This window comes from Streptomyces sp. NPDC058880, assembly GCF_042742535.1.
Lineage (GTDB): Bacteria > Actinomycetota > Actinomycetes > Streptomycetales > Streptomycetaceae > Streptomyces.
On sequence record NZ_JBHYMC010000058.1, the window covers coordinates 23,874 to 47,681 of the forward strand.

The 23,808-nt window shown below is 71.7% G+C and carries 18 protein-coding genes, 1 tRNA gene and 1 riboswitch; of the genes, 15 read left to right on the forward strand and 4 right to left on the reverse strand.

The genetic code is table 11. The annotated features are described in order from the left end of the window. The first annotated feature begins 65 nt into the window (after positions 1 to 65). Positions 66 to 695: a hypothetical protein gene (locus ACFW2G_RS26275; RefSeq protein ID WP_384448009.1), complete on the forward strand. Its 630-nt coding sequence runs from the start codon at positions 66 to 68 to the stop codon at positions 693 to 695. A 56-nt stretch (positions 696 to 751) separates the two neighbouring features. After that, positions 752 to 2,287 (forward strand): protein kinase, encoded by a 1,536-nt coding sequence (locus ACFW2G_RS26280; protein ID WP_384582512.1) that lies wholly within the window; start codon positions 752 to 754, stop codon positions 2,285 to 2,287. 42 nt (positions 2,288 to 2,329) lie between these two features. Here the strand turns inward: ACFW2G_RS26280 and ACFW2G_RS26285 are convergent, their stop codons facing one another. Continuing rightward, positions 2,330 to 4,681, reverse strand: coding sequence for a YfhO family protein (locus tag ACFW2G_RS26285; RefSeq protein ID WP_384582492.1), 2,352 nt, complete (start codon positions 4,679 to 4,681; stop codon positions 2,330 to 2,332). Between the two features lie 193 nt (positions 4,682 to 4,874). Here ACFW2G_RS26285 and ACFW2G_RS26290 point away from each other — a divergent pair, with 193 nt between their 5' ends. Beyond that, complete coding sequence (locus tag ACFW2G_RS26290; protein ID WP_037925237.1) at positions 4,875 to 5,495, forward strand: SurA N-terminal domain-containing protein; 621 nt, start codon at positions 4,875 to 4,877, stop codon at positions 5,493 to 5,495. A gap of 28 nt (positions 5,496 to 5,523) precedes the next feature. Further along, entirely contained in the window at positions 5,524 to 6,564 is a 1,041-nt protein-coding gene (locus ACFW2G_RS26295; protein WP_384448002.1) for a nucleoside triphosphate pyrophosphohydrolase, read from the forward strand. 12 nt (positions 6,565 to 6,576) lie between these two features. On the opposite strand, the gene ACFW2G_RS26300 is transcribed toward ACFW2G_RS26295, so the two are convergent. After that, positions 6,577 to 7,761: a globin domain-containing protein gene (locus ACFW2G_RS26300; protein ID WP_384447999.1), complete on the reverse strand. Its 1,185-nt coding sequence runs from the start codon at positions 7,759 to 7,761 to the stop codon at positions 6,577 to 6,579. Positions 7,762 to 7,933: 172 nt separating this feature from the next. Here ACFW2G_RS26300 and ACFW2G_RS26305 point away from each other — a divergent pair, with 172 nt between their 5' ends. The 9 genes from ACFW2G_RS26305 to ACFW2G_RS26345 all read left to right on the forward strand — a co-directional run bounded on the left by ACFW2G_RS26305 (position 7,934) and on the right by ACFW2G_RS26345 (position 18,645). Then, the gene (locus tag ACFW2G_RS26305; RefSeq protein ID WP_384447996.1) at positions 7,934 to 9,211 is read left to right on the forward strand and encodes a cytochrome P450; all 1,278 of its coding nucleotides are present in this window, start codon (positions 7,934 to 7,936) and stop codon (positions 9,209 to 9,211) included. An 88-nt stretch (positions 9,212 to 9,299) separates the two neighbouring features. Beyond that, a complete protein-coding gene (locus tag ACFW2G_RS26310; protein WP_384447993.1) occupies positions 9,300 to 10,343 on the forward strand; it encodes a transglycosylase family protein in 1,044 nt (347 codons plus the stop codon). A 276-nt stretch (positions 10,344 to 10,619) separates the two neighbouring features. Beyond that, positions 10,620 to 10,790: riboswitch (cyclic di-AMP (ydaO/yuaA leader) on the forward strand. Between the two features lie 3 nt (positions 10,791 to 10,793). Next, the gene (locus ACFW2G_RS26315) at positions 10,794 to 11,501 is read left to right on the forward strand and encodes a transglycosylase family protein (protein WP_037925246.1); all 708 of its coding nucleotides are present in this window, start codon (positions 10,794 to 10,796) and stop codon (positions 11,499 to 11,501) included. Between the two features lie 274 nt (positions 11,502 to 11,775). Then, positions 11,776 to 13,062, forward strand: coding sequence for a phosphopyruvate hydratase (gene eno, locus ACFW2G_RS26320; RefSeq protein WP_030028493.1), 1,287 nt, complete (start codon positions 11,776 to 11,778; stop codon positions 13,060 to 13,062). Positions 13,063 to 13,151: 89 nt separating this feature from the next. Then, entirely contained in the window at positions 13,152 to 13,640 is a 489-nt protein-coding gene (locus tag ACFW2G_RS26325; RefSeq protein ID WP_037925248.1) for a septum formation initiator family protein, read from the forward strand. Between the two features lie 49 nt (positions 13,641 to 13,689). After that, the gene (locus ACFW2G_RS26330) at positions 13,690 to 14,235 is read left to right on the forward strand and encodes a DUF501 domain-containing protein (protein WP_037925251.1); all 546 of its coding nucleotides are present in this window, start codon (positions 13,690 to 13,692) and stop codon (positions 14,233 to 14,235) included. Then, entirely contained in the window at positions 14,232 to 15,203 is a 972-nt protein-coding gene (locus ACFW2G_RS26335; protein WP_037925253.1) for a Ppx/GppA phosphatase family protein, read from the forward strand. The genes ACFW2G_RS26330 and ACFW2G_RS26335 overlap by 4 nt, the downstream gene beginning before the upstream one ends. 530 nt (positions 15,204 to 15,733) lie before the next feature. Then, positions 15,734 to 17,119, forward strand: coding sequence for an NAD(P)/FAD-dependent oxidoreductase (locus tag ACFW2G_RS26340; RefSeq protein ID WP_037925256.1), 1,386 nt, complete (start codon positions 15,734 to 15,736; stop codon positions 17,117 to 17,119). Between the two features lie 146 nt (positions 17,120 to 17,265). Continuing rightward, the gene (locus ACFW2G_RS26345; RefSeq protein WP_384582490.1) at positions 17,266 to 18,645 is read left to right on the forward strand and encodes a class I SAM-dependent methyltransferase; all 1,380 of its coding nucleotides are present in this window, start codon (positions 17,266 to 17,268) and stop codon (positions 18,643 to 18,645) included. Between the two features lie 108 nt (positions 18,646 to 18,753). Here the strand turns inward: ACFW2G_RS26345 and ACFW2G_RS26350 are convergent, their stop codons facing one another. Then, positions 18,754 to 21,303, reverse strand: coding sequence for an ABC transporter permease (locus tag ACFW2G_RS26350; protein ID WP_384582488.1), 2,550 nt, complete (start codon positions 21,301 to 21,303; stop codon positions 18,754 to 18,756). A gap of 58 nt (positions 21,304 to 21,361) precedes the next feature. Next, complete coding sequence (locus tag ACFW2G_RS26355; protein WP_106967647.1) at positions 21,362 to 22,126, reverse strand: ABC transporter ATP-binding protein; 765 nt, start codon at positions 22,124 to 22,126, stop codon at positions 21,362 to 21,364. A 430-nt stretch (positions 22,127 to 22,556) separates the two neighbouring features. Here ACFW2G_RS26355 and ACFW2G_RS26360 point away from each other — a divergent pair. Next, positions 22,557 to 22,638: transfer RNA gene (locus tag ACFW2G_RS26360), tRNA-Leu, on the forward strand. 168 nt (positions 22,639 to 22,806) lie between these two features. After that, the gene (locus tag ACFW2G_RS26365; protein ID WP_384582486.1) at positions 22,807 to 23,655 is read left to right on the forward strand and encodes a Bax inhibitor-1/YccA family protein; all 849 of its coding nucleotides are present in this window, start codon (positions 22,807 to 22,809) and stop codon (positions 23,653 to 23,655) included. The last annotated feature ends 153 nt before the right edge of the window (positions 23,656 to 23,808 follow it).

The window sequence follows — 23,808 nt, forward strand, 5'->3', positions numbered from 1 at the left end:
ATGGCCGGGAACGCTGTATACCCTCAGACCCGAAACCTCTTCCGCACGGCCCGTCAGGAGCAGCGATGCACGGCCCCGGCCTTCCGCCGCAGCCCGCCCCACAGCCCACCCCGGGCGGCGTGGTGACACTGCGCGTGGTGTTCATGCTGCTGCCCGTCCTGAGCTGCGGCTTCCTGGCGTGGGGCTCGATGCTGCGGCTCGCGCTGGTCACCCGCAAGTCCCGGGACTGGGCGCTGCTGGTGCTCAGCGGCGTGCTGGCCGTCGCCTGGATGACGCTGATCGAGATCGACCCCACCCCCGACGTCAACGGCTGGCAGGGCAACCTCGGCGCCGGTGGCTCGATCCTGACGGGCTTCGCGACCTGCGTGTACTTCCTCGTCGCCGACATCAAGCACCACGAGGCCCTGCGCTCCGCGGCGCCCGGGCCCTGGTACCCGGGGCAGCCCGCGCCCTTCAACCAGCCGCAGCAGACCTCGCCCTCCTACGGCTACCCGCACGCCCAGGCCCCCACCGTGATCTCGGGCCGGACCCCGGCCGTCCCGCAGGTGCCGCCGCAGCCGACCCCGCCCCCGCGCATCGGGCAGGTCCGCGCCGAACTCGACGAGCTCAGTGAGCTGCTGCGCAAGCAGACCCCGCCGCCGGGCAGCCCGCGCCAGGACCCGAACCAGACCGCCTTCGGGGACCCGCAGCTGTGACCGACCGCCTCATCGGAGACCGCTACCAGCTGGCGAGCGTCCTTGGACAGGGCGGCATGGGCCAGGTGTGGACGGCCTACGACCGGCGCCTGGACCGGCGGGTCGCCGTCAAGCTGCTGCGCCCCGACAAGGTCGCCGGCCCGGGCACGGTCGCCGAGGAGCTGCGCCGCCGCTTCGTGCGCGAGTGCCGGGTCACGGCTCAGGTGGACCACCCGGGCCTGGTCACCGTCCACGACGCGGGCAGTGACGGCGACGAGCTGTTCCTCGTCATGGGCTACGTCGAGGGCTCCGACCTCGCCGACCACCTCGCCGCCCACAGCCCGTACCCGTGGCAGTGGGCGGTCGCGGTCGTCGCACAGCTGTGCTCGGTCCTGTCGGCCGTGCACGCCGTGCCGATCGTCCACCGTGACCTGAAGCCGCGCAACGTGATGGTCCGCCCGGACGGCACCGTCCTGGTCCTCGACCTCGGCGTGGCCTCCGTCATGGACACCGACACCACCCGCCTCACCAGTACCGGCACCCCCATCGGCAGTCCCGCGTACATGGCACCCGAGCAGGCGATGAGCGGTGCGGTGGGCCCTTACACCGACCTGTACGCGCTCGGCGTCCTCCTCTACGAACTCCTCAGCGGAAACGTCCCCTTCGCCGGGTCCACCGCCCTGGGCGTGCTGCACCGACACCTGTACGAGGCCCCGGTGCCGGTCCGCCCGCAGCGCCCGGAGGTCCCGCAGGAGCTGGAGGCGCTCCTGATGCGTCTGCTCGCCAAGGACCCGCAGGACCGGCCGTCCTCGGCGCAGGAGGTCTACGAGGCACTCGCGCCGCTGCTCCCGGTACGCGACGGCCGCGGCGCGGCCGGCCCGCTCGACCCGACCCGGCCGTTCGTACGGCCGCAGGCGCCCTGGCCGGACCGGGCCGCGGTGGTCCCGCCGCGGCCGACCGCCCCGCCGGTGTCCCCGCCGACGGGAACGCCCGTGCCGTCCGCGTCCGTGTGCGCCCCGACGCCGACGCCGACGAGCACTCCCGCGCCGGTACCGGTTCCGCGGAAGCCCGACATCCCGGGCGCGGTGGACCAGGCCCGCACGCTCCTGGACCAGGGATTGCTCACACAGGCCGTCGACATCCTCGGCGGCATCCTCCCGGCGGCCGCCGCCGAGCACGGCGAGCACTCACCGGTCGTCCGCTCCCTGCGCAAGCAGTACGCGGCCACCCTGATGGACGACGGGCAATACCGCCGCGCCCTGCCCGAACTGCGGCGTCTCGCAGAGGAGTTCCCGGCCGGCGACCTTCAGTCGCTGCGGTTCCGCTACGACGCGGCCCAGTGCCTGGAGCAGCTCGGCGAGCCGGCCGCCGCCCTGGCGGAGTACCGCGCGCTGCTCCCGTACTTCGAGAACCGCTACGCCAACCCGGACCAGACCCTGCCGCTGGAGATCCGCCGCCGGATCGCGCACCTGCTGCTCTCCCTCGGCGACCGCCCGGCGGCCCACGACACCCTGGCCCGGCTGCTGTTCGACGCGGAACGCCTGCACGGACCGGCCCACCCCTTCCCGTCGGAGATACGCCGCACCCTCCAGTGGCTCAGCCAGGTCCGCTGACGTCCGGTCCGCCGGCAGGATCGGTCACGCCGGCATGACCGGTCAGGCCGCCCGACGGACGCGCCGGGTCCGCAGGGCGGTGGCGGCCAGCAACGCCAGCGCCGCCGCCGCGACCGACAGGCCGGGGAGCAAACCGGGAGGCCGGAAGGAGCAGGCGACCTGTGCGGTGCCGGGGGTGAGAGGGACGGCGACCAGGCCCAGGTGTGCCGAAGCGGGCCGGTCGTTGCAGGTCCAGCCGGCGATCGCGGGGACGGAGAGGACCGCAGTGCCCGTGCTGCCCGCGGGCAGATCGGCCCGGATGCCGAAGGAGCCGACCCGGACCGAGGTCGCGGCCGTGGCGCGCAGGGCGGCCACCGCCGCGTCGAGGCGGGTGCGGTCCAGGCAGGACAGGGCCCACCCCGGCGGAGGGGCGGCGTCGAAGACGAGCGCCGAGGAGGCACCACGGGAGACGCCCATCGGCTGCAGGGCCGCGCGGTTGCGGGGGGCGTCGCCACGCAGGCGGAAGGCCGGGCCGTCGGCGAGGCGGGCCGTCGCGTTGTACTCCGGCGCCCACAGGTAGGCCTCGGTACCCGCACGGCACACCCCGGGTGCGAGCGGGTCCTCGTACACGCGGGCGCCGAGCAGCAGTTCCTGGTTGGCGAAGGGCGAGTCGCCGTAGGCGAGGGGTGCGCCGGGCGGGCGGGTCGTCACCAGCGGGGGCACCTCGGCGCGCAGCACCGAGCCGTCCGGCCGCAGGCGGGCGCCGACCGCGAAGACGGCGTCGGTGACGGGGTTGTCGATGCTTTGGACGTTGCGGCCGCGCGAGGTCCAGCCGGCGCCGAGCGCCGCCATCGTCCGGGTGAACACGGCGGGGGTGTGGCTGCTGTAGTAGGAGCCGCCCTCCCCGCCGAGCAGCAGCGGGTCGTTGCCCGACAGGGCGGGCCGGCTCGGGTCGGTGCGGTACGTGGGCCAGCCCTCGGCGGCCGCGAGGGCCCGGGCGCGCGCGGTGTGGCCCTGCCCCCAGGACGGGTAGTCGTCGAGGGCGGCCAGTTTGCCCCGGTGGCCGAAGGCGGTGGTCGCCGCCGCCTGCGCGAGCAGCACCAAGGCCAGCAGCGCGGCCGCCGGGAGCGCCAGGCGGCGGTGGCCCAGCGCCCACCAGGCGGCGCCGGCAGCTGCCAGACCGGCGGTGAACAGCGCGTACCCCCACGGCGTGGTCAGCGTGCTGTGGCCGGCCCACAGCGCGGCGGCCGCCAGCAGGCCCGTGCCCGCGGCCAGCGCGGGCGCCCGCGGCAGGCCGCCCTCCAGTGCGGTCCATGCGGCGATGACGGCGATCCCGGCCAGGACGAAGGTCTGCCGGTACGGGCTGCCGTTCGGGGTGGCGAACAGGTGCCAGGCCAGGTGGGTCGGCGCCCACTGGAGGGAGAGCGCCACGGCCGCCGTCAACCCCGTCCACCACAGCCGGCCGCGCAGTGGGACCGAACGGTGGAAGGGCAGCGCGGCGACCAACAGCAGGGTGCCGCCGGCGACGAACACGGCAGGGGAGGAGAAGGAGTACGTACCCGGCAGCAGCCGTGCGAAGAGGTCCGCCCAGGGCACCGGCCGGAACTCCCTGGCCCATCCCGGGTGGGCCCGGCCCGAGCTGAGGAACAACGGCAGCAGCACCGGCGCCGTCAGCGCGATGCCCAGCAGGGTCAGCGCGGCCGCCCGGGCGATCACCGCGATCCGGGTCCGCAAGCCCTCCCGGGTCAGCACCACCCGTACCAGCAGGACCAGCGCGGCGCCGAGGGTGGCCATGTAGGCGGTGTAGAAGTTCGCCGTCCAGCACACGGCGACGACCAGCGGGGTGAGCAGCACCCGCCGCCCGCGCAGGGCCCATTCACCGGTCAGGCACAGCAGGGGGAAGGCGATCAGCCCGTCCAGCCACATCGGGTTGTAGGAGGCTTCGATCACCGACCAACCGCACAGTGCGTACGAGGCCCCGAGCAGTCCGGCCGCCCACCACGGCCCCCGGTGGAGGGTGCGCAGCAGCCAGGCCATGGCCGCCGCCGCGGTCACCGTCTTGAGCACGGTGACGACGTACACGGCCAGGTCGATGTCGGCGCGCGGGAAGAGGGCGACGAGGACGGAGAGCGGGCTGGCCAGGTAGGTGCCGAGGTCGGGCAGGAAGCTCGTGCCGTATCCGGACTGCCAGTTGAACAGCAGCCCGCCCTGCGCACGGCCGTGCAGGAGGTCCCACAGGTGCGCGTGGAAGGGTACGAACTGATTGCCGAGGTCGTTGACGCTGCGGTGGCGCGATCCGTAGGGGAAGACCCGGGCGGCGGCGTCCCCGGCGCACACGGCCACCGCCGTGAGCAGGGCGGCGAGCGCCGAGCCGGACAGACTGCGGCGGCGCGGCGAGCGGTGCGGTGTCCACATGGTGGGCCGACCCTGGCAGCACCGGAGGACGCGGGGATGGCCACCAAGTGGCTGCGACACGAACAGACACGTACCCCGGACACCCCGCGAATCGTTGGTTGAACGGGTGGCCCGGGCCACCCTTACTGCATACCATCGATCACCGCACGGCCCTTGTGCATGGACGCACAATCTCCCGGCCCTGGAGGCTCCTTTGCACCGTCGCACTGCGCTCTCCGTCTCCGCCGCCCTGCTCGCGGCGGCGCCCCTGCTGTCCGCCTGCTCGGGCGAGACCCGGCCCGGCACCGCGGCCGTCGTCGGCGGTGAACGGATCACCACCTCCGCGCTCCAGGCTCAGGTGGGCGACGTGCGCGCCGCCCAGAACCGGTCCGAGCAGGCCGCCACACTGATCGCCAACACCCCGCAGCTGGAGCGGATCAAGCTCGGCAAGATGATCCAGCTGCGGGTGCTGGAGCGGGCGGCGAAGGATGCGGGCATCTCGGTCACGACCAAGGAGGTCGAGGACGCCCGCACGGCCCAGGAGGGCGACAGGGGCGCGGCGGCGCTGGAACAGCTGGCCCTGCAGGCCCGTGTCCCGCTGGCGCCCGGGCAGATCGACGAGGACCTGCGCTTCCGGCTGCTGCTCGACAAGCTGAGCGAGCGCTTCGGCGAGGAGAGGATCATCGAGCCGCTCACCCGGGCCGCGGAGGCCCTCCACATCGAGGTGAACCCACGCTACGGGGCCTGGGACGCCAAGCAGGTCGGCCTCGGCCCGGCGGACACGGCGTGGATCACCCAGCGGACCCGGCCCGAGCAGGAACCCGCCGGAGCCTGACCCCTCCCGGCGGAGGTAGGTTCGGAGGGTGACCGACCACTCCCAGCCCACCGCCGCCGAGCCCACCGGCCGTATCGTCCTGCTGACCACCAGCCACCGGGTCGCCCCCGGGGTGCTGTCCTGGCCGGCGTGGCAGACCCTGCACGCCGCCGACCGGGTGCTGTGCGCCGACCCCGGCCACCCGCAGCTGCCCTACCTGCGGGAGGCGGGCGTCGACGTCGAGCACGCGGCCGCGGATGCGCACGAGCTGGTGGCGGCCTGCGCGGGCGGTCGTACGGTGGTGGTGCTCCCGAGCGGCGAGGGCGACCAGCGGCTCACCGACGGCCTGGCCCGGCTGGCCGGCTCCGGCCGGGTCTCCATGCCCGACCTGGAACTGCTGCCCGGCTCCTACGACCTGCCGGGCGCGCGCCTGCTCGACCTGGTCCAGGTGATGGACCGAGTCCGTCGGGAATGCCCGTGGACCTCCCGACAGACGCACCGGGGCCTGGCCAAGTACGCGATCGAGGAGGCGTACGAACTCGTCGAGGCGATCGAGGACGGGGACCGGGAGGAGCTGCGCGAGGAGCTCGGCGATGTCCTGCTCCAGGTGGTCTTCCACGCCCGGATCGCCGAGGAGGGCGTTCCGGCGGGTGAGGCCGGCGATGACGGCGAGGCCGGCGGGGAGGGCCTGGGAGCCTTCTCCATCGACGACGTGGCCGGCTCCCTGGTGCAGAAGCTGATCCACCGCCATCCGCACGTCTTCGGCGACGCGGAGGCCGAGACCCCGGAGGACGTCCACGCGCACTGGCAGCGCACCAAGGCGGTGGAGAAGCAGCGGGAGTCGGTCACCGACGGGATCCCGGTGGGCCAGCCGGGCCTGGCGCTCGCGGCCAAACTCGCGGGCAGGGCCCGTACCGGCGGCGTGGCGGTGGAGCTGCCCCGCGGCGAGGGCATCGGCTACGAACTGCTGCAACTGGCCGCGCGCGCCGAGGCGGAGGGCGTCGACCCCGAGACCGCGCTGCGGGCGGCGGCCCGCGTCTACCGGGACGCGATCCGAGCTGCCGAGGGCCTCGGAGCCCCCGCGCGGTAGCCGCCGGGCCCCTCAGTTCTCCTTCGGGGCGCGGGCCGACGGGTCGTGCCAGTGCGGTGCCGGGCGGTCGAGGAACCATTCGCCGAAGCCCAGCGGGCGGCCCCGGGGCCCGCTGCCGGTGGCCGCGGCCGGTACGCCGTCGTGGAAGACGCGGGCGGGGCGGGCACCGAGCTCCGCCAGGACCCGCGCGGTCTGGTCGACGAACCGCGGCGGCCCGCTGAGGTAGACGTCCTGGTCGGGCCACAGGCCCCGGTTGCTCAGCGCCGTCGCGAGCCGGCCGGTGGCCTCGTTGCGGTGCCGGCCGGGCGCGGGCGTGATGTAGGTGACGTCGAGCCAGCCGCACGAGCTGCCGTACCGGTCGATGAGCGGCCGGTCGTAGAGGTGTGCGCCGTCCCGGGCCACCACGAAGAGCCGCACGTCCTGATGGGGAGGCCGGTCCGCGAGCTCCTCCAGCATGGCCCGGATCGGCGCCCAGCCGGTGCCGGCGGCGATCAGGCTGACCGGGCGGTCCGTGCGGCGGAAGGTCAGCCGGCCGCCGGCGGCGCCGAGTTTCAGGACGTCGCCGGGCCGTGTCTCGCGGACCAGTGCGGTGCTGAGCCGCCCGCGGTCGATCCGGCTGACGTGCAGGTCCACGGTGCCGTCCGGGCGGGGGGCGTTGCCGATGGAGTAGGTGCGCCAGGTCCGGGGCACCCGCTCGCTGCTCACGCTCGTGTACTGGCCGGGCAGGTAGGGGAAGGGAGCGTGCGGCCTGAGGGTCAGCACGCCGATGTCCTGACCGTACTGGAGGTGGCGCACGACCTCGGCGTCCCACCACGGCGGGTCCTCGCTCGCGTCGGCCCCGGCGAGCATGGCGTCGGCGATCAGTTGGTAGGCCTCGGTCCAGGCCTTCTCCGCCTGCGGGGTCCAGGCGTCGCCGGAGGTCTCGGCGAGTGCGGCGAGCAGGCTGGAGCCCACGACCGCGTAGTGCTCGGGGCGGACCAGGAACTTGCGGTGGTCGCGTCCCAGGTCGTGCAGGTAGGGGCCGAGGGCCTCGTCGTCCAGACGGGAGACGACGTGGGTGAGTGCGGCGAAGAGCCGGTCCCGCTGGCGTTCCATGTCGTCGGAGGAGAGCGGGAAGAGCTCGCGGACTCCGGGGTTGTGCCAGAAGAGGTGTGAGTAGAAGAACTTGACCGCGTGCTCGGCCCGTCTCTCCACCACCGCGAAACTGCTTTTCAAGATCCTCACATCCACACAACCGAAAGTAGGAGTGCCGGACCGGGCGAGGTCAAGTGTGGTCCGATCTGCGGACAGCCGCGACGAAGGAGTCATATGGGATGGCGGGTCGCGGCTCGCGCCGGACCGCCGCTGCGCGGCGGCTACTGTCGAGGACATGCACGATCAGTCGTCCCCTCCCTCCGTCGGCGCGGCGCCCGAACTCTTCACGTGGGAGTTCGCGACCGACCCCTATCCGGCCTACGCGTGGCTGCGCGAGAACGCGCCGGTGCACCGCACCAAGCTCCCCAGCGGGGTCGAGGCCTGGCTGGTCACCCGGTACGCCGACGCCCGGCAGGCCCTCGCCGACCAGCGGCTCAGCAAGAATCCGGCGCACCACGCCGAGCCCGCGCACGCCAAGGGCAAGACCGGGATCCCGGGGGAGCGCAAGGCGGAGCTGATGACGCATCTGCTGAACATCGACCCACCGGACCACACCCGGCTGCGGCGCCTGGTGTCCAAGGCGTTCACCCCGCGCAGGGTCGCCGAGTTCACCCCGCGGGTCCAGGCGCTCACCGACCAGCTGATCGACCGGTTCGCGGGGCGGGGAGAGGCGGATCTCATCCACGAGTTCGCCTTCCCCCTCCCCATCTACGCCATCTGCGAGATGCTCGGGGTACCGCGCGAGGACCAGGACGACTTCCGCGACTGGGCCGGGATGATGATCCGCCACGGGGGCGGGCCGCGCGGCGGTGTGGCCCGGTCGGTGAAGCAGATGCGGACCTATCTCGGCGAGCTCATCCATCGCAAAAGGGACGATCTGGGCGATGACCTGATCTCCGACCTGATCCGGGCGAGCGATCACGGCGACCACCTCACGGAGGGCGAGGCCACGGCGATGGCCTTCATCCTGCTCTTCGCCGGCTTCGAGACGACCGTGAACCTCATCGGCAACGGCATCCACTCCCTCTTCATGAACCCCGTCCAGCGCGAGCGCCTGCAGGCCTCCCTGGCCGCCGGCGAGCGCGGGCTGCTGGCCACGGGCGTCGAGGAACTCCTGCGCTATGACGGCCCCGTGGAGCTGGCGACGTGGCGGTTCGCCACGCAGCCGCTCACCCTGGGCGGCGAGCGGATCGAGACCGGCGATCCGGTCCTGGTCGTCCTGGCGGCGGCTGACCGGGACCCCGGGCGATTCGTCGATCCGGACACCCTCGACCTCTCCCGGACCGACAACCAGCACCTCGGCTACGGCCACGGCATCCACTACTGCCTGGGTGCGCCACTTGCCCGCCTGGAGGGGCAGACCGCCCTCGCCACCCTGCTGACGCGCCTGCCCGATCTGGAACTTGCAGTTCCACCCCAAGACCTGCGCTGGCGCGGGGGGTTGATCATGCGAGGGCTGCGTACCCTTCCCGTTCGCTTCACGACTCAAAACACTTGCGCGACATCTGATTAAAAGTCAGATTCGGCTTGAACTTGTGACAATCGTTCGGAGGCCGCTAGGTTCTGCCGTTACCCCGCTGTTATGCGAAAGGTGATCCCTCATGCTCTCCGGGAACGGCCGTCACAGACGCCCCCGCCAGGTCCCCGCGCTGGTCGTCACGGCCGGTGTCACCGGCTCCGCGCTCGCCATGCCGCTGCTGGCCGCCACGAGCGCGACCGCCGCAGACACCGCCACATGGGACAAGGTGGCCGAGTGCGAGAGCGGCGGCACGTGGAGCGCCAACTTCGGCAGTGGCGCGTACGGCGGGCTCCAGTTCACCCAGCAGCAGTGGCAGGATGCCGGCGGCCTGGACTTCGCCGAGCGGGCCGACCTCGCGAGCCGCTCCCAGCAGATAGCCGTGGCCGAGCGCGTACTGGCCGCCCAGGGTCCGCAGGCCTGGCCGCTGTGCGCCGCCTCGGCCGGACTGGACCAGCAGGGTCCGGCGGCCGTCGTCGATCCCGGTCTGCCCGGTAGCACCGGCGCGGTGGGTCCCGCGCCGTCGCGCCCCGACGACACCGTTCCCTCCACCACGGGCGGCAAGCCCGCCACGGACTTCGGGCTCTCGACCGCGGAGACCCCCAGCCCCTCGGGTTCCCCCTTCCTGATACCCGACGCGCCGTCCGTCGGACTGCCCGTCATGCCCGCGCCCGACGTCCCGACGACGCCTCCGGCCGACCCGGGCACCCCGGGCACCCCGGACGTCCCGGCCGACCCGACGGCCCCGCCGGCGACTCCCGGCGACCCGACGGCCCCGACCCTTCCCGCGGACCCGACGGCACCCACGACCCCGCCGGTCTCCCCGGGGCCGTCCCCGGCCGACCCGGCGAACCCCGCGACCCCGGCGACCCCGGCCGCCCCGGGTGCCACTCCCGCCGAGGGCAACGGCAAGCACCGCGGTGCGCCGTCTCCCGAGGAGGGTGTGCCGTCTGATGCCGCGTCGGCCCCCGTCTATACGGTGCAGGAGGGCGACAGCCTGGCGGCCATCGCGGATGCCAAGGGAGTGAAGGGCGGCTGGAGCGGTCTTTATGCGGCCAACGAGCAGGTCATCGGCAATGATGCCAACCTGATCAAGCCTGGGCAGAACCTGGATCTAACCGCCCAATAAGGACAGTTGGTTCGCCCGGTAAGGCCTGATTGTCTGTTTTCTGCAAGTGAGACATGTGTCTCTTCCGGTCAACTGGCGTGTCCCGCCCCGGGGGTTCCGCAAACCCCGTCCTCACCTGCGCAAACGCCCCTGCGGGGAGCGCAAGTAGGGGCCGTTTCTCCCCGATGCTCCTGGTTGAGCATCGGGGAGGGACATGTCTACCTTCTGATTCGCCCGCCACCGCGGGCTCCTTCGACCGCATCGCCGAATCCTGCCGGCGGACGGGGGGAACAGTCGTCGCGTCAAGCGCCGAAGGCAGGAGCGGGGGAACCAAGGTAGGTGCCGCGAGCGGCCGTTGAGAGACGGCCGGCGAGCGGCTTGGGGTTAAGCGGGGCGCAAGGTCGCACCGCCGGGCACTCACAGGCTCGAACCCGACAGCTCACCTCGCAGGCGTCGGTGAGGAGAAACCTCATGCTGCTTTCCGGCAAGGGCAAGCACCGTCGCGGCTCCAAGGCCGCTCGCATCGTCACGCTCGCCGGTGTCGCCGGTGTGGCCGTCGCCGCCCCGCTGATGACCGCGGGGGCCGCCAGCGCCGCTACCGCGTCCGAGTGGGACAAGGTCGCGCAGTGCGAGTCCGGTGGCAACTGGTCCATCAACACCGGCAACGGCTACTACGGCGGGCTGCAGTTCTCGTCCTCCACCTGGGCCGCTTTCGGGGGCAAGTCGTACGCCCCGCAGGCCAACAAGGCCTCCAAGGCGCAGCAGATAGCCGTCGCGGAGAAGGTCCTCAAGAAGCAGGGCAAGGGCGCCTGGCCGCACTGTGGCAAGGGCCTGTCGAACTCCTCCTACACCGGTGGCGGCTCCACCGAGGCCCCGGCCTCCACCAAGCCGAAGGCCCAGCCGAAGAAGACCGAGACGAAGAAGACCGAGACCAAGGCCGCGCCGAAGAAGGACACCAAGCGCGCCGAGGTCCCGACCACCCGCTCCGAGCGCGCCGCGGCTCCGGTCGCGCCGAAGACCGGCAACGGCTCCTACGAGGTCAAGCCGGGCGACACGCTGGGCACCATCGCCGAGGCCAACGGCGTCAAGGGCGGCTGGCAGCAGCTCTTCGAGCTGAACAAGGACATCGTCTCGGACGCCGACCTGATCTTCCCGGGCCAGAAGCTGAAGCTCAGCTGAACGTCGCGGCAAGAGCCGCACACGCGTACGCAACGCACAGAATTCCCACCGCCCGGCGCCCCTTCCCCCCACGCGCCGGGCGGCGGTGTGTGCGGTCCCGTCGGCTGATGATCAAGGGTTGTATGTCCCGGAAGGCGGGTATTCGGTCCCTTTTTCGTCCCAGGGGTCGGGCGGTCGGCCGGTCGAACCCCGGAAGCCGGTTAGGCTCTAGGCGGCAAGGCCATCCCACGGCCTGACACGCCACCGCACACCCAGCGTCACATCCCAGAAGGAGATGCTCGTGCCGTCCATCGACGTCGTCGTAGCCCGGGAAATCCTGGACTCCCGAGGCAACCCCACGGTCGAGGTCGAGGTGGGCCTCGACGACGGCAGCACCGGCCGTGCTGCCGTTCCGTCCGGCGCCTCCACCGGTGCATTCGAGGCCATCGAGCTCCGTGACGGTGACCCCAACCGTTACATGGGCAAGGGTGTCGAGAAGGCCGTCCTCGCCGTCATCGAGCAGATCGGCCCGGAGCTCGTCGGCTACGACGCCACCGAGCAGCGCCTGATCGACCAGGCGATGTTCGACCTGGACGCCACCGACAACAAGGGCTCGCTCGGCGCCAACGCCATCCTCGGCGTCTCGCTCGCCGTCGCGCACGCCGCGTCCGAGGCCTCGGACCTCCCGCTGTTCCGCTACCTCGGCGGTCCGAACGCGCACCTGCTGCCCGTTCCGATGATGAACATCCTCAACGGTGGGTCGCACGCCGACTCCAACGTCGACATCCAGGAGTTCATGATCGCGCCGATCGGTGCGGAGTCCTTCTCCGAGGCGCTGCGCTGGGGTGCCGAGGTCTATCACACCCTCAAGAAGGTCCTGCACACCAAGGGCCTCTCCACCGGTCTGGGCGACGAGGGCGGCTTCGCCCCGAACCTGGAGTCCAACCGCGCCGCGCTCGACCTCATCATCGAGGCCATCAAGCAGGCCGGCTACACCCCGGGCAAGGACATCGCGCTCGCCCTCGACGTCGCCGCGTCCGAGTTCTACAAGGACGGCAAGTACGAGTTCGAGGGCCAGTCCCGCTCGGCTGCCGAGATGACCGACTACTACGCCGAGCTCGTCGAGGCGTACCCGCTGGTCTCCATCGAGGACCCGCTGTTCGAGGACGACTGGGCCGGATGGAAGACCATCACCGACCGCCTGGGCGCCAAGGTCCAGATCGTCGGCGACGACCTCTTCGTCACCAACCCGGAGCGCCTGGCCCGCGGCATCGAGGAGGGCTCCGCGAACGCCCTGCTCGTGAAGGTGAACCAGATCGGTTCGCTGACCGAGACCCTCGACGCCGTCGAGATGGCCCAGCGCAACGGCTTCAAGTGCATGATGTCGCACCGTTCCGGCGAGACCGAGGACGTCACCATCGCCGACCTCGCCGTCGCCGTGAACTGCGGTCAGATCAAGACCGGCGCCCCGGCCCGCTCGGACCGCGTCGCCAAGTACAACCAGCTGCTGCGCATCGAGGAGATCCTCGACGACGCCGCGGTGTACGCGGGCCGCAGCGCCTTCCCGCGCTTCAAGGGCTAATCACGCTCTGCCTCCGTACGTCCCCGCACTCGGTCCCGTACCGTGTGCGGGGACGTATTGCGTAGTGCGTACAAAGGGGAGGCGGACCCATGGCCGGGAACCGGGATCGGTTCTCCACCTTCTCCACGGCGACGCGGCTGAGGCAGCTCGGCGAGCGGACCGCGGCCCACGTCTACCGCTCGCAGTCGCGCCGGCAGGTGCGCCGCAGCCGTCTCACGGGCAGGGCCGCCCTCCTGGTGCTCGTGCTCTGTACCCTGGTCGTCGCCCTCGCGTATCCGATGCGCCAGTACGTCTCCCAGCGTTCGGAGATCGCGGAGCAGCAGCGGGCCGCCGCGGCCGCGCGGGACCGCCTGGAGCGGCTCCGCGATGAGAAGGCCCGCTGGCAGGACGACGCCTACGCGGAGCAGCAGGCGCGCAGGCACCTGCACTTCCTGCGTCCGGGGGAGGTCGGCTACATCATGGCCGACCCCGGGGCCCGGCCCCCAGAGCAGCACCGGACCGGCCAGGCCGGCTCCGACCGCCCCTGGTACTCGAACGTCTGGGACGGCGTCGACAAGGCCGACCGCCCGGGCGACTAGTGAGTACCGCAGCACCCATCCGACGAGAACGAAGAGACTCCCTCCAGGCATGCAGACGCCCCCGCCCCAGACCGACCGGACCGAGCCGACCGACGCGGACATCGAGGCGTTCGAGCAGCAGCTCGGCCGCCCGCCGCGCGGGTTGCGCGCCATCGCGCACCGCTGCCCCTGCGGGCAGCCCGACGTGGTGGAGACCGCCCCGCGGCTGCCCGACGGCACCCCCTTCCCGACGCTGTACTACCTGACGTGCCCGCGCGCGGCCTCCGCCATCGGCACGCTGGAGGCCAACGGCGTGATGAAGGAGATGCAGGCGCGCCTCGCCGAGGACCCGGAGCTCGCCGCCGCCTACCGGGCCGCGCATGAGGACTACATCCGGCGCCGCGACGCCATCGAGGTGCTCCAGGGCTTCCCGAGCGCCGGCGGCATGCCGGACCGGGTCAAGTGCCTGCACGTGCTCGTCGGGCACTCGCTGGCCGCCGGCCCCGGTGTGAACCCCTTCGGCGACGAGGCCCTCGCGATGCTGCCCGAGTGGTGGGCCAAGGGCGCCTGCGTCACCCCGTGCGGGGAGAAGAAGAAGGAGGAGGAGTCCCAGTGACCCGTGTCGCGGGCATCGACTGCGGTACGAACTCCATCAGGCTGCTCGTCGCGGACTGCGACCCCGCCACGGGTGAGCTGGTCGAGCTCGACCGACGGATGATCATCGTCCGGCTCGGCCAGGGCGTCGACAAGACCGGGCGGCTGGCCCCGGAGGCGCTGGAGCGCACCTTCGCCGCGTGCCGCGAGTACGCGGCGGTCATCAAGGAGTTCGGCGCGGAGCGGGTGCGCTTCGTGGCGACCTCCGCCTCCCGTGACGCGGAGAACCGGGACGAGTTCGTGCGCGGTGTCGTGGAGATCCTGGGCGTCGAGCCCGAGGTGATCTCCGGCGACGAGGAGGCGGAGTTCTCCTTCACCGGCGCCACCCGGGAGCTGACCGCGCACGAGCACCTGGAGCGGCCGTTCCTGGTGGTCGACATCGGCGGCGGCTCGACCGAGTTCGTGGTCGGCGACGACCACGTCCGGGCCGCCCGCTCCGTGGACGTGGGCTGTGTCCGGATGACCGAGCGCCACCTGGTGGTGGACGGGGTCGTCACCGACCCGCCGACCGAGAAGCAGGTCGCCGCCGTCCGTGCCGACATCGAGGCCGCGCTGGACCTGGCGGCCGAAACCGTTCCGCTGGCCGAGGCGCGCACCCTGGTGGGCCTGGCGGGCTCGGTGACCACCATCGCCGGCATCGCGCTCGGGCTGCCCGAGTACCGGTCGTCGGAGATCCACCACGCCCGGCTCTCCTACGAGCAGGTCCGCGAGATCACCGAGCGGATGCTGACCGCCACCCACGACGAGCGCGCGGCGATTCCCGTGATGCACCCGGGCCGGGTCGACGTGATCGGCGCGGGCGCGCTGGTCCTGCTGGCCGTCATGGAGCGCACCGGCGCCTCGGAGGTCGTGGTCTCCGAGCACGACATCCTCGACGGGATCGCGATCAAGACCGCGGAAGAGGCCGAGGCGGCCGAGCGGCTGTCCTGACCTGCCGAACCCCTGAATCGTGGCGCTCCGGTCGACCGGCCGGGGCGTCACGGTCGTTCCGGGTCGTCCGGGCGGGCTACCGCAACGAGCCATGGCCTGGCCCGCGATGACCGGAGGAATCATCTGGTCCATCGGCCAAACGACCTTCGAACCAGGGTGTGAGGGGTGTCGAGGGCCATGATCGGAAAAAAGTTCGTGAAGTTCTTCACAAGGAAAAGGGTGCGACTGGGTCACCGGAAGGGCCCTTCGGGGCCTTCCGGAGGCCTCGGGGTCCCTTTTGTCGCGCGTTCGTGTGATCGGCGGCGGCGGCGGGTTCCGTGTCGGAGATAAGGACGAAACCCGGTGGTCTACTCCGGTCAAAGCCTCGGAGGCCAGTTCAGGACGGGTGAACAACGACTCCCGACACCTCTTGGTTCCCGTTGCGCGTCATGACGTCCGTCACGTGGGCGGCGGAGTGTAGCAGAGGCCCTCTCGGTCCTTGTGAAGGGGCTCACGAGCAACACCCCAATGGGTGCTGGATACTCGTTCTCATGAGCACCACGGAGCGTCCCAGGATCCTCGTTGTAGGAGGTGGGTACGTAGGCCTGTACGCAGCCAAGCGCATCATGAAGAAGATGCGCTACGGCGAGGCGACCGTCACGGTCGTCGACCCGCGCTCGTACATGACCTACCAGCCCTTCCTCCCCGAAGTGGCCGCAGGCAGCATCTCGCCGCGGCACGTCGTCGTCCCGCTGCGACGCGTGCTGCCCAAGGCTGAGGTCCTCACCGGCCGGGTCACCACCATCGACCAGGACCGCAAGGTCGCCGTCGTCACGCCGCTGGTCGGCGAGGCGTACGAGCTGCCCTTCGACTACCTGGTGATCGCCCTCGGCGCCGTCTCCCGCACCTTCCCGATCCCCGGTCTCGCAGAGCAGGGCATCGGCATGAAGGGCGTCGAGGAGGGCATCGGCCTGCGCAACCACGTGCTGGAGCAGCTCGACAAGGCCGAGTCCACGACGGACGAGAACGTCCGCCGCAAGGCCCTCACCTTCGTCTTCGTCGGCGGCGGCTTCGCCGGGGCCGAGACGATCGGCGAGGTCGAGGACATGGCCCGCGACGCCGCGAAGTACTACTCCACGATCAAGCGCGAGGACATGCGCTTCATCCTGGTCGACGCGGCCGACAAGATCCTCCCCGAGGTCGGGCCCAAGCTCGGCACCTGGGGCCGCGAGCACCTTGAGTCCCGCGGCATCGAGATCTACCTCAACACCTCCATGGACTCCTGCGTGGACGGCCACGTGGTGCTGAAGAACGGCCTTGAGGTCGACTCCAACACCATCGTGTGGACCGCCGGCGTCAAGCCCAACCCGGCGCTGGCCCGCTTCGGCCTGCCGCTGGGCCCGCGCGGCCACGTCGACACCGCCCCGACCCTCCAGGTCCAGGGCACCGACTACATCTGGGCCGCGGGCGACAACGCCCAGGTCCCGGACGTCGCCGCCCGCAAGGCCGGCGTCGAGAACGCCTGGTGCCCGCCGAACGCCCAGCACGCGCTGCGCCAGGCCAAGGTCCTCGGCGACAACGTGGTCTCGGGCATGCGGGGCTTCCCGCAGGCCGAGTACGCGCACTCCAACAAGGGTGCTGTGGCGGGCCTCGGCCTCCACAAGGGCGTGGCGATGATCGTCATGGGCAAGATGAAGATCAAGCTCAAGGGCCGGCTCGCCTGGTACATGCACCGTGGCTACCACGGCATGGCCATGCCGACCTGGAACCGCAAGATCCGCGTCTTCGCCGACTGGACCCTCGGCATGTTCCTCAAGCGCGAGGTCGTCTCCCTCGGCGCTCTGGAGACCCCGCGCGAGGAGTTCTACGAGGCCGCCAAGCCGGCGCCGGCCCCGGCCGCCGCCGCTGCCCCGGCCGAGAAGGCCAAGGCCTCCTGACCCTGCGCCGGGAGCCCGGCCGCTGAGCCGGCCGCATGTACGACCCCGAAGGGGCCGCCCGCCATCCGTGGTGCGGGCGGCCCCTTCGGCGTACCCGGGGCCGTGGAGGGGTAGACGGATGGGTCGGAACTTTGTGGAGGTGCGCCATGACCGACGCCGCTCCGCGGCTGGCCGCTCTTGCCGAGACCCTGCTGGGCGGCCCCCTGCCCGTGCGCATCCGCGCGTGGGACGGAACCGAGGCCGGGCCGCCCGACGGTCCCGTGCTCGTCGTCCGGGGCCGCCGCGCCCTGCGCCGGATCCTGTGGAAGCCCGGGGAGCTGGGCCTGGCCCGGGCCTGGGTGGCCGGCGACCTGACCGTCGAAGGCGACCTGTTCGAGCTGTTGGACCGGGTGGGGGGCGTGCTCTGGCAGCGGGACCGGGAGCCCGCCGCCCCGCCCGCCTCCCGCCCGGGCGCGCTGCGCCCGCGCCTGCCCCGGAGGGTCTCCGCCGCCGCGGACACCGCGGCGGCCACCGCGGCGCTGCTGGGCGACGCCGAGGCGCGGAGCGCCGTGCGGGACCTCGTCGCCCTGGCCAGGCCCTGGCCGGCGCCCGCGCCGCCCGCGGAGGAGGCGGCCCGGCGCGGCGGCCCCCGGCACACCAGGCGCCGCGACCGGCAAGCCATCAGCCACCACTACGACGTCGGCAACGCCTTCTACGAGCGGGTCCTCGGCCCCTCCATGGTGTACTCCTGCGCCTACTGGACGCCCGGCTCGACCCTGGAACGGGCCCAGCACGACAAGCTCGACCTGGTCTGCCGCAAGCTCGGCCTCAAGCCCGGGGACCGGCTCCTCGACGTCGGCTGCGGCTGGGGCTCCATGGCCCTGCACGCGGCCCGCGCGTACGGAGCGCGCGTCACCGGGGTCACGCTCTCGCGCGAACAGGCCCTGTACGCCCGCAAGAAGGCCGCGGACGAGGGCCTGGCCGATCTGGTCGAGATCCGGATCCAGGACTACCGGGACGTCAAGGACGGCCCCTACGACGCGATTTCCTCCATCGGGATGGCCGAACACGTCGGCGCCGAGCGCTACCGCGACTACGCGCGCACCCTGCACGCCCTGCTGCGCCCGGGCGGCCTGTTGCTCAACCACCAGATCGCCCGCCCCCCGGAGGCGGACGAGGCGGCCTACCGGGTGGACGCGTTCATCGACGCGTACGTCTTCCCCGACGGCGAACTCTCCCCGGTCGGCACCACGGTCGGCGAGCTGGAGCGGGCCGGATTCGAGGTCCGCGACGTCGAGGCGCTGCGCGAGCACTACGCCCTGACCCTGCGGGCCTGGGTGGCGCGGCTGGAGCAGCACTGGGACGAGGCCGTGGCGCTCACCTCGGCCGGCCGGGCCCGGGTCTGGCAGCTCTACATGGCCGCCTCCGCGCTCGGCTTCGAACGGGGCCGCCTCGGGGTCAACCAGGTGCTCGCCGTGCGCTCCGCGCCGCGCGGGGACTCGGGGCTGCCGTTGCGGCTGCGGACCTGGGGTGCGCAGCCGGCTTAGGGACTCCCCGGCGGATCGCGGCCGGATCGTTCCTGCACGGACGACGGGAGGGCCCCGGGGCGCGTCGTGCCGCCCCGGGGCCCTCCCGTGTCCGCGTTCCGCGTCCCGCTACTCGGTCTTGATGGCGGTCAGCATGTTCAGGCGGGCGGCGCTGCGGGCCGGCCACATGGCGGCCAGGACGCCGACCACGGCGGCCAGCAGGAGGAAGATCCCGATCCGGTCCCACGGGAGGACCAACGCGTAGCCGGGCATGGCGTTGGCCAGCGTGGAGCCGACGGCCCAGGCGAGGAAGACGCCGATGACGACGCCGAGGGCGGCACCGAAGAGCGAGATGACCACGGCCTCAAGGCGGATCATGTTCTTGACGCGGCTTCGGTCGAGGCCGATGGCCCGCAGCATGCCGATCTCCTGGGTCCGCTCGAAGACGGACATGGCCAGGGTGTTGACCACGCCGAGCACCGAGATGACCAGGGCCATGCCGAGCAGGCCGTACATGATGTTCAGCATCGTGTTGATCATGCCGCCCATCTCGTTGCGCATGTCCTGCTGGGTGGCGACGGTGATGGCCGGGTTCTTGCCGAGGGCGTCGACGACCTTCTGCTGGGCGGCCTTGGAGGCGCCGCCGTCGACGTTGACGTACACCTCGGGGATGTACATGTCCTCGCTGTGCTCGGTGAGGATCCTGTTGTCGATGACGTAGGGGGAGAGCAGCCCGTCCATGTCCTTGAAGACCGCGCCGACCTTGACGGACGCTTCCCGGCCGTCGTCGTACTTCACCTTGAGCGCGGTGCCGACGGTGAGGTTCTGCTTCCTGGCCGTCTTCTCGGCGACGGCGACCTCGCCCTTGCCGAGGCTGTCGAGCGAGCCGCTGAGCACCTCGATGTTGAGGAGCTGACCGATGGTGGCCGGGTTGACGCCGGAGGCGGACCGGAAGTCGCCGTCGACCAGGAAATAGCCGGCCGACTGCGGGGAGACCGCCTTGATACCGGGGGCCTTGGCCAGGGTCTCGGCCACCGACTCGTCGAGGCTGCCCGCGTCGGCGGACATGGAGACCCGGTAGTCGGCCTTGAGCTTCTCGGTGCTCATGCGGTCGACGACCTTGCCGACGGTGACACCGAGCACCGACAGCGTGGTGACCAGGGTCAGGCCGATGGCCAGGGACGCGGCCGTGACGGCGGTGCGGCGCGGGTTGCGGACGGCGTTCTGGGCGGCCAGCTTGCCGGGGACGCCGAACACCTTCTGCAGTAGCGGACGGACCGCACCGATGACCGGCTTGGAGAGCAGCGGCAGCAGCACGATCATGCCGATCAGCATGAAGAAGGCGCCGCCGCCCATGGTCATGCGGCCGGTGTTGCCGCCCGTGGACACGCCCAGGAGGACCAGGCCGATGCCGCCGAGGCTGATGACCGAGCCGAGGATGTTGCGCACGAGCAGGGACTTCGAGGTGGCCGGCAGGTGGGCGCTGCCCATGGCGGCGACCGGGGCGATCCGGCCGGTGCGCCAGGCCGGCAGCAGGGCGGCGACGGTGGTGACGACGACGCCGATGACGAGCGCGGCGATGACGGTGCCCGGTGCGATCACCAGGGCGCCGCCCGGCAGCTTGGCGCCGAGGGAGCCGATGACGGTGCGAATCGCGGCTGCCAGGCCGATGCCGCCCGCCAGGCCGACGGCGGCCGACAGGGCGCCGACGACGAGGGCCTCGCTGAGGACGGAGCGCATGACCTGGCCGCGGTGGGCGCCGACGGCGCGCAGCAGGGCCAGCTCCTTGGTGCGCTGGGTGACCAGCATGGTGAAGGTGTTGTAGATCAGGAAGATGCCGACGAAGAGCGAGATGCCGGCGAAGACGAGCAGCATCGTGCTGAGGTTGCCGAGGCCCTTCTCGATCTGCTTGGCCTGTTCGGCGGCGAGCGCCGCACCGGTCTGCGCCTTGGTGTTCTTGTCGAGCAGCGGCTTGATGTCGGCGAGCAGCTTGTCGGCGGAGGCGCCGTTCTTCGCGGCGACCGACAGCTCCGTGAAGTATCCGGGCTTGAGGTAGAGCTCCTGGGCGACCTTGGTCTCGAAGAGCACCAGGCTGCCGCCGGCCTGGACGGCGCCGTCCTCGGTGGTGAAGACGCCGGCGAGGGAGTACTCCTTGACCGGGCCGTTGGTGGCGACGCGGACCCGGTCGCCCACCGCGTAGCCGCCCTGGTCGGCGGTCTCCTTGTCGAGGGCGACCTCGTCGGCCCGCGCCGGGCCGGTGCCCTGCGTGAAGACGTAGTGCGGGTCCTTGCCGTCCTTGACGGGCGTGTAGTTGGCGCCCTGGTTGGACCAGCCCGAGCCGATCAGCCGGCCGTTCTCGTCGCCGACGCCCGCGAAGCCCGAGACGCGGCCGGAGACGGAGTCGACGCCCGGGAGCGCCCTGATCCTGTCGAGGGTCTGCTGGCTGAGGCCGGGCTCGCCCTCCTTCTCGCCCTGCTCGTTGCGGCCCTGGCCGTACGAGGTGACCGAGACGGCGACGCCCTCGTAGCTCTTGGCGGACTGGCCGGAGAGGGACTTCTTGAGGGTGTCGGTGAAGACGAGGGTGCCGGATACGAAGGCGACGCCGAGGGTGACGGCGAGCACCGTCATCAGCAGCCGGGCCTTGTGCGCGAGGACGTTGCGCAGGGCGGTACGGAACATGGAAGGTCTCAGTCCTGGGGCTGGAGGTCTTGGAGGAAGGGCCGGGTCGGGACCGGCGTCAGCTGGTACGGCCCTTGGCGTCGAAGGCCTTCATGCGGTCCAGCACGCCGTCGGCGGTGGGCGCGTGCATCTCGGCGACGATCTGGCCGTCGGCGAGGAAGATGACGCGGTCGGCGTAGGAGGCGGCGACGGGGTCGTGGGTGACCATCACGACGGTCTGGCCGAGCTCGCGGACGGAGTTGCGCAGGAAGCCGAGGACCTCCGCGCCGGCGCGGGAGTCCAGGTTTCCGGTCGGCTCGTCACCGAAGATGATCTCGGGGCGGGAGGCGAGGGCGCGGGCCACCGCCACGCGCTGCTGCTGGCCGCCGGAGAGCTGGGTGGGCCGGTGGCCCAGGCGGCCGGAGAGGCCCACCATGTCCACCACGGTGTCCAGCCACTGCTGGTCGGGCTTGCGGCCGGCGATGTCCATGGGGAGCGTGATGTTCTCCAGGGCCGTCAGCGTGGGCAGCAGGTTGAAGGCCTGGAAGATGAAGCCGATCTTGTCTCGGCGCAGCTGCGTGAGCTGCTTGTCCTTCAGGGAGCCCAGCTCGGTCTCGCCGATGCGGACGGAGCCCGAGGAGAAGGTGTCCAGGCCGGCGACGCAGTGCATCAGGGTGGACTTGCCGGAGCCCGAGGGGCCCATGATCGCGGTGAACTGTCCCTGGCCGAAGTCCACGGAGACGTTGTCGAGGGCGACCACCTGGGTCTCGCCCTGACCGTACACCTTGGAGAGGCCGGTGGCGCGGGCGGCCACGGCCTGAGTGGTGTGCGGGGCGTGGTTCATGGTGGTCACGGGACGGCTCCTCGGTCTGTTGTGCGGGACTCCTCCATCCTCACCTCGCCCTTACCCGCCCCGGATCAGCCGCCGTGCCTGTTCCCGGGCCCACTCCAGACTGACGGCGGACGGCCGCGCCTCCTCCTCTGGTATGACGGGAGCTCCGGCACGAGGGGACGGGACCGTGGTCGGTGGAGGCGCGCCCGGGGTGGCGCGGAGGGTGGCGCACGGGGTGGCGCGGGCCGTCGAAATCCCGTCATTCCCGTACAGGTGGTGATCGGTGTCCAGAGCGGGCCGACCGTGCGTTCTGGGGCCTGACGTACCCTCAAGCGCCAATAAAATCAGACAACATCGGATGGACGGCCGGTCGGCGGCGAGTGTCTTCCGGATAGGCTCGGCACAGCGTTCAAGGCTTTTTCCACGGGGGCCGCCATACCCTGCCCGGATGGTGGAATGCAGACACGGCGAGCTTAAACCTCGCTGGCCTTCGGGTCGTGCCGGTTCAAGTCCGGCTCCGGGCACTCCGTAGCTCTGGCGAGGACTTCTGGCGGCTCCGATGAAGCCGCCGCTTTTATCCCCTGCGCCCCGCCGTGGCTTCTCCTAAGATCCTCCTCCAGCAGTAGGGTGCTTTCTTTGCGAGCACATTACTCTTGTTGCAAGGCCGCGCTCGGTGGCCACGGAGGAGTGAGATGAGGAGCAGTAACCCGGTCTTCTCGCGACGGGGGTTCAGCCGCGACAACGGTGGCTACGCGGGCTTTGACGCGCAGCACCAGCAGGCCGGGACCAACCCGTACGCGACGAACCCCTACGCAGCCGACCCGGCCACGGGTATGCCGCAGGCGCCGGCGCGCACCCATGCGATGACCATGGACGACGTCGTGAGCCGTACGGCCATGACGCTCGGCACGCTCATCGTGACGGCGACCCTCTCCTGGGTGCTGCTGCCCGTCGACCCGGCCAATCTCAACACGTCGTACGCGATCGGCATCGGCGCCGCCCTGGTGGCGTTCGTCCTCGCGATGGTCCAGTCGTTCAAGCAGAAGGCCGCCCCGGGCCTGATCCTGGCCTACGCCGCGTTCGAGGGCGTGTTCCTCGGCGTGATCAGCGCGGCCACCAGCACCTACTTCGGTGCCGGTGTGGTCATCCAGGCGGTGCTGGGCACGATGTGCGTCTTCGCCGCCGTGCTCTTCGCGTACAAGATGGGCTGGATCCGGGTCACCCGCCGCTTCTACGGCTTCGTGATGGCCGCGGCCCTGGGCTTCGTCCTCCTCATGGCCGCGAACATGCTGTTCGCGGTCTTCGGCGGCGGTGACGGCCTCGGGTTCCGCAGCGGCGGCCTCGGCCTGCTGTTCGGTGCCATCGGCGTCATCCTCGGCGCCTGCTTCCTCGCCCTCGACTTCAAGCAGGTCGAGGACGGCGTGGCGTACGGCGCCCCGCGCGAGGAGGCCTGGCTGGCGGCCTTCGGCCTCACCATGACCCTGGTGTGGATCTACATCGAGATGCTGCGCATCTTCCAGATCCTCTCGGGCGACGACTAGGAGCACCTGCGGGCCGCCCGGCCCGCGGTGAGGCCCACACGGCACGGGGAAGGCCCCGCGAGCGACCGCGACCGCGCCGGACGCGCGCCTGCGGGTCAGCCCGTACCGCGCGCGCAGCACCGCGAACGTCGCGACGAACAGCCAGCAGAACCG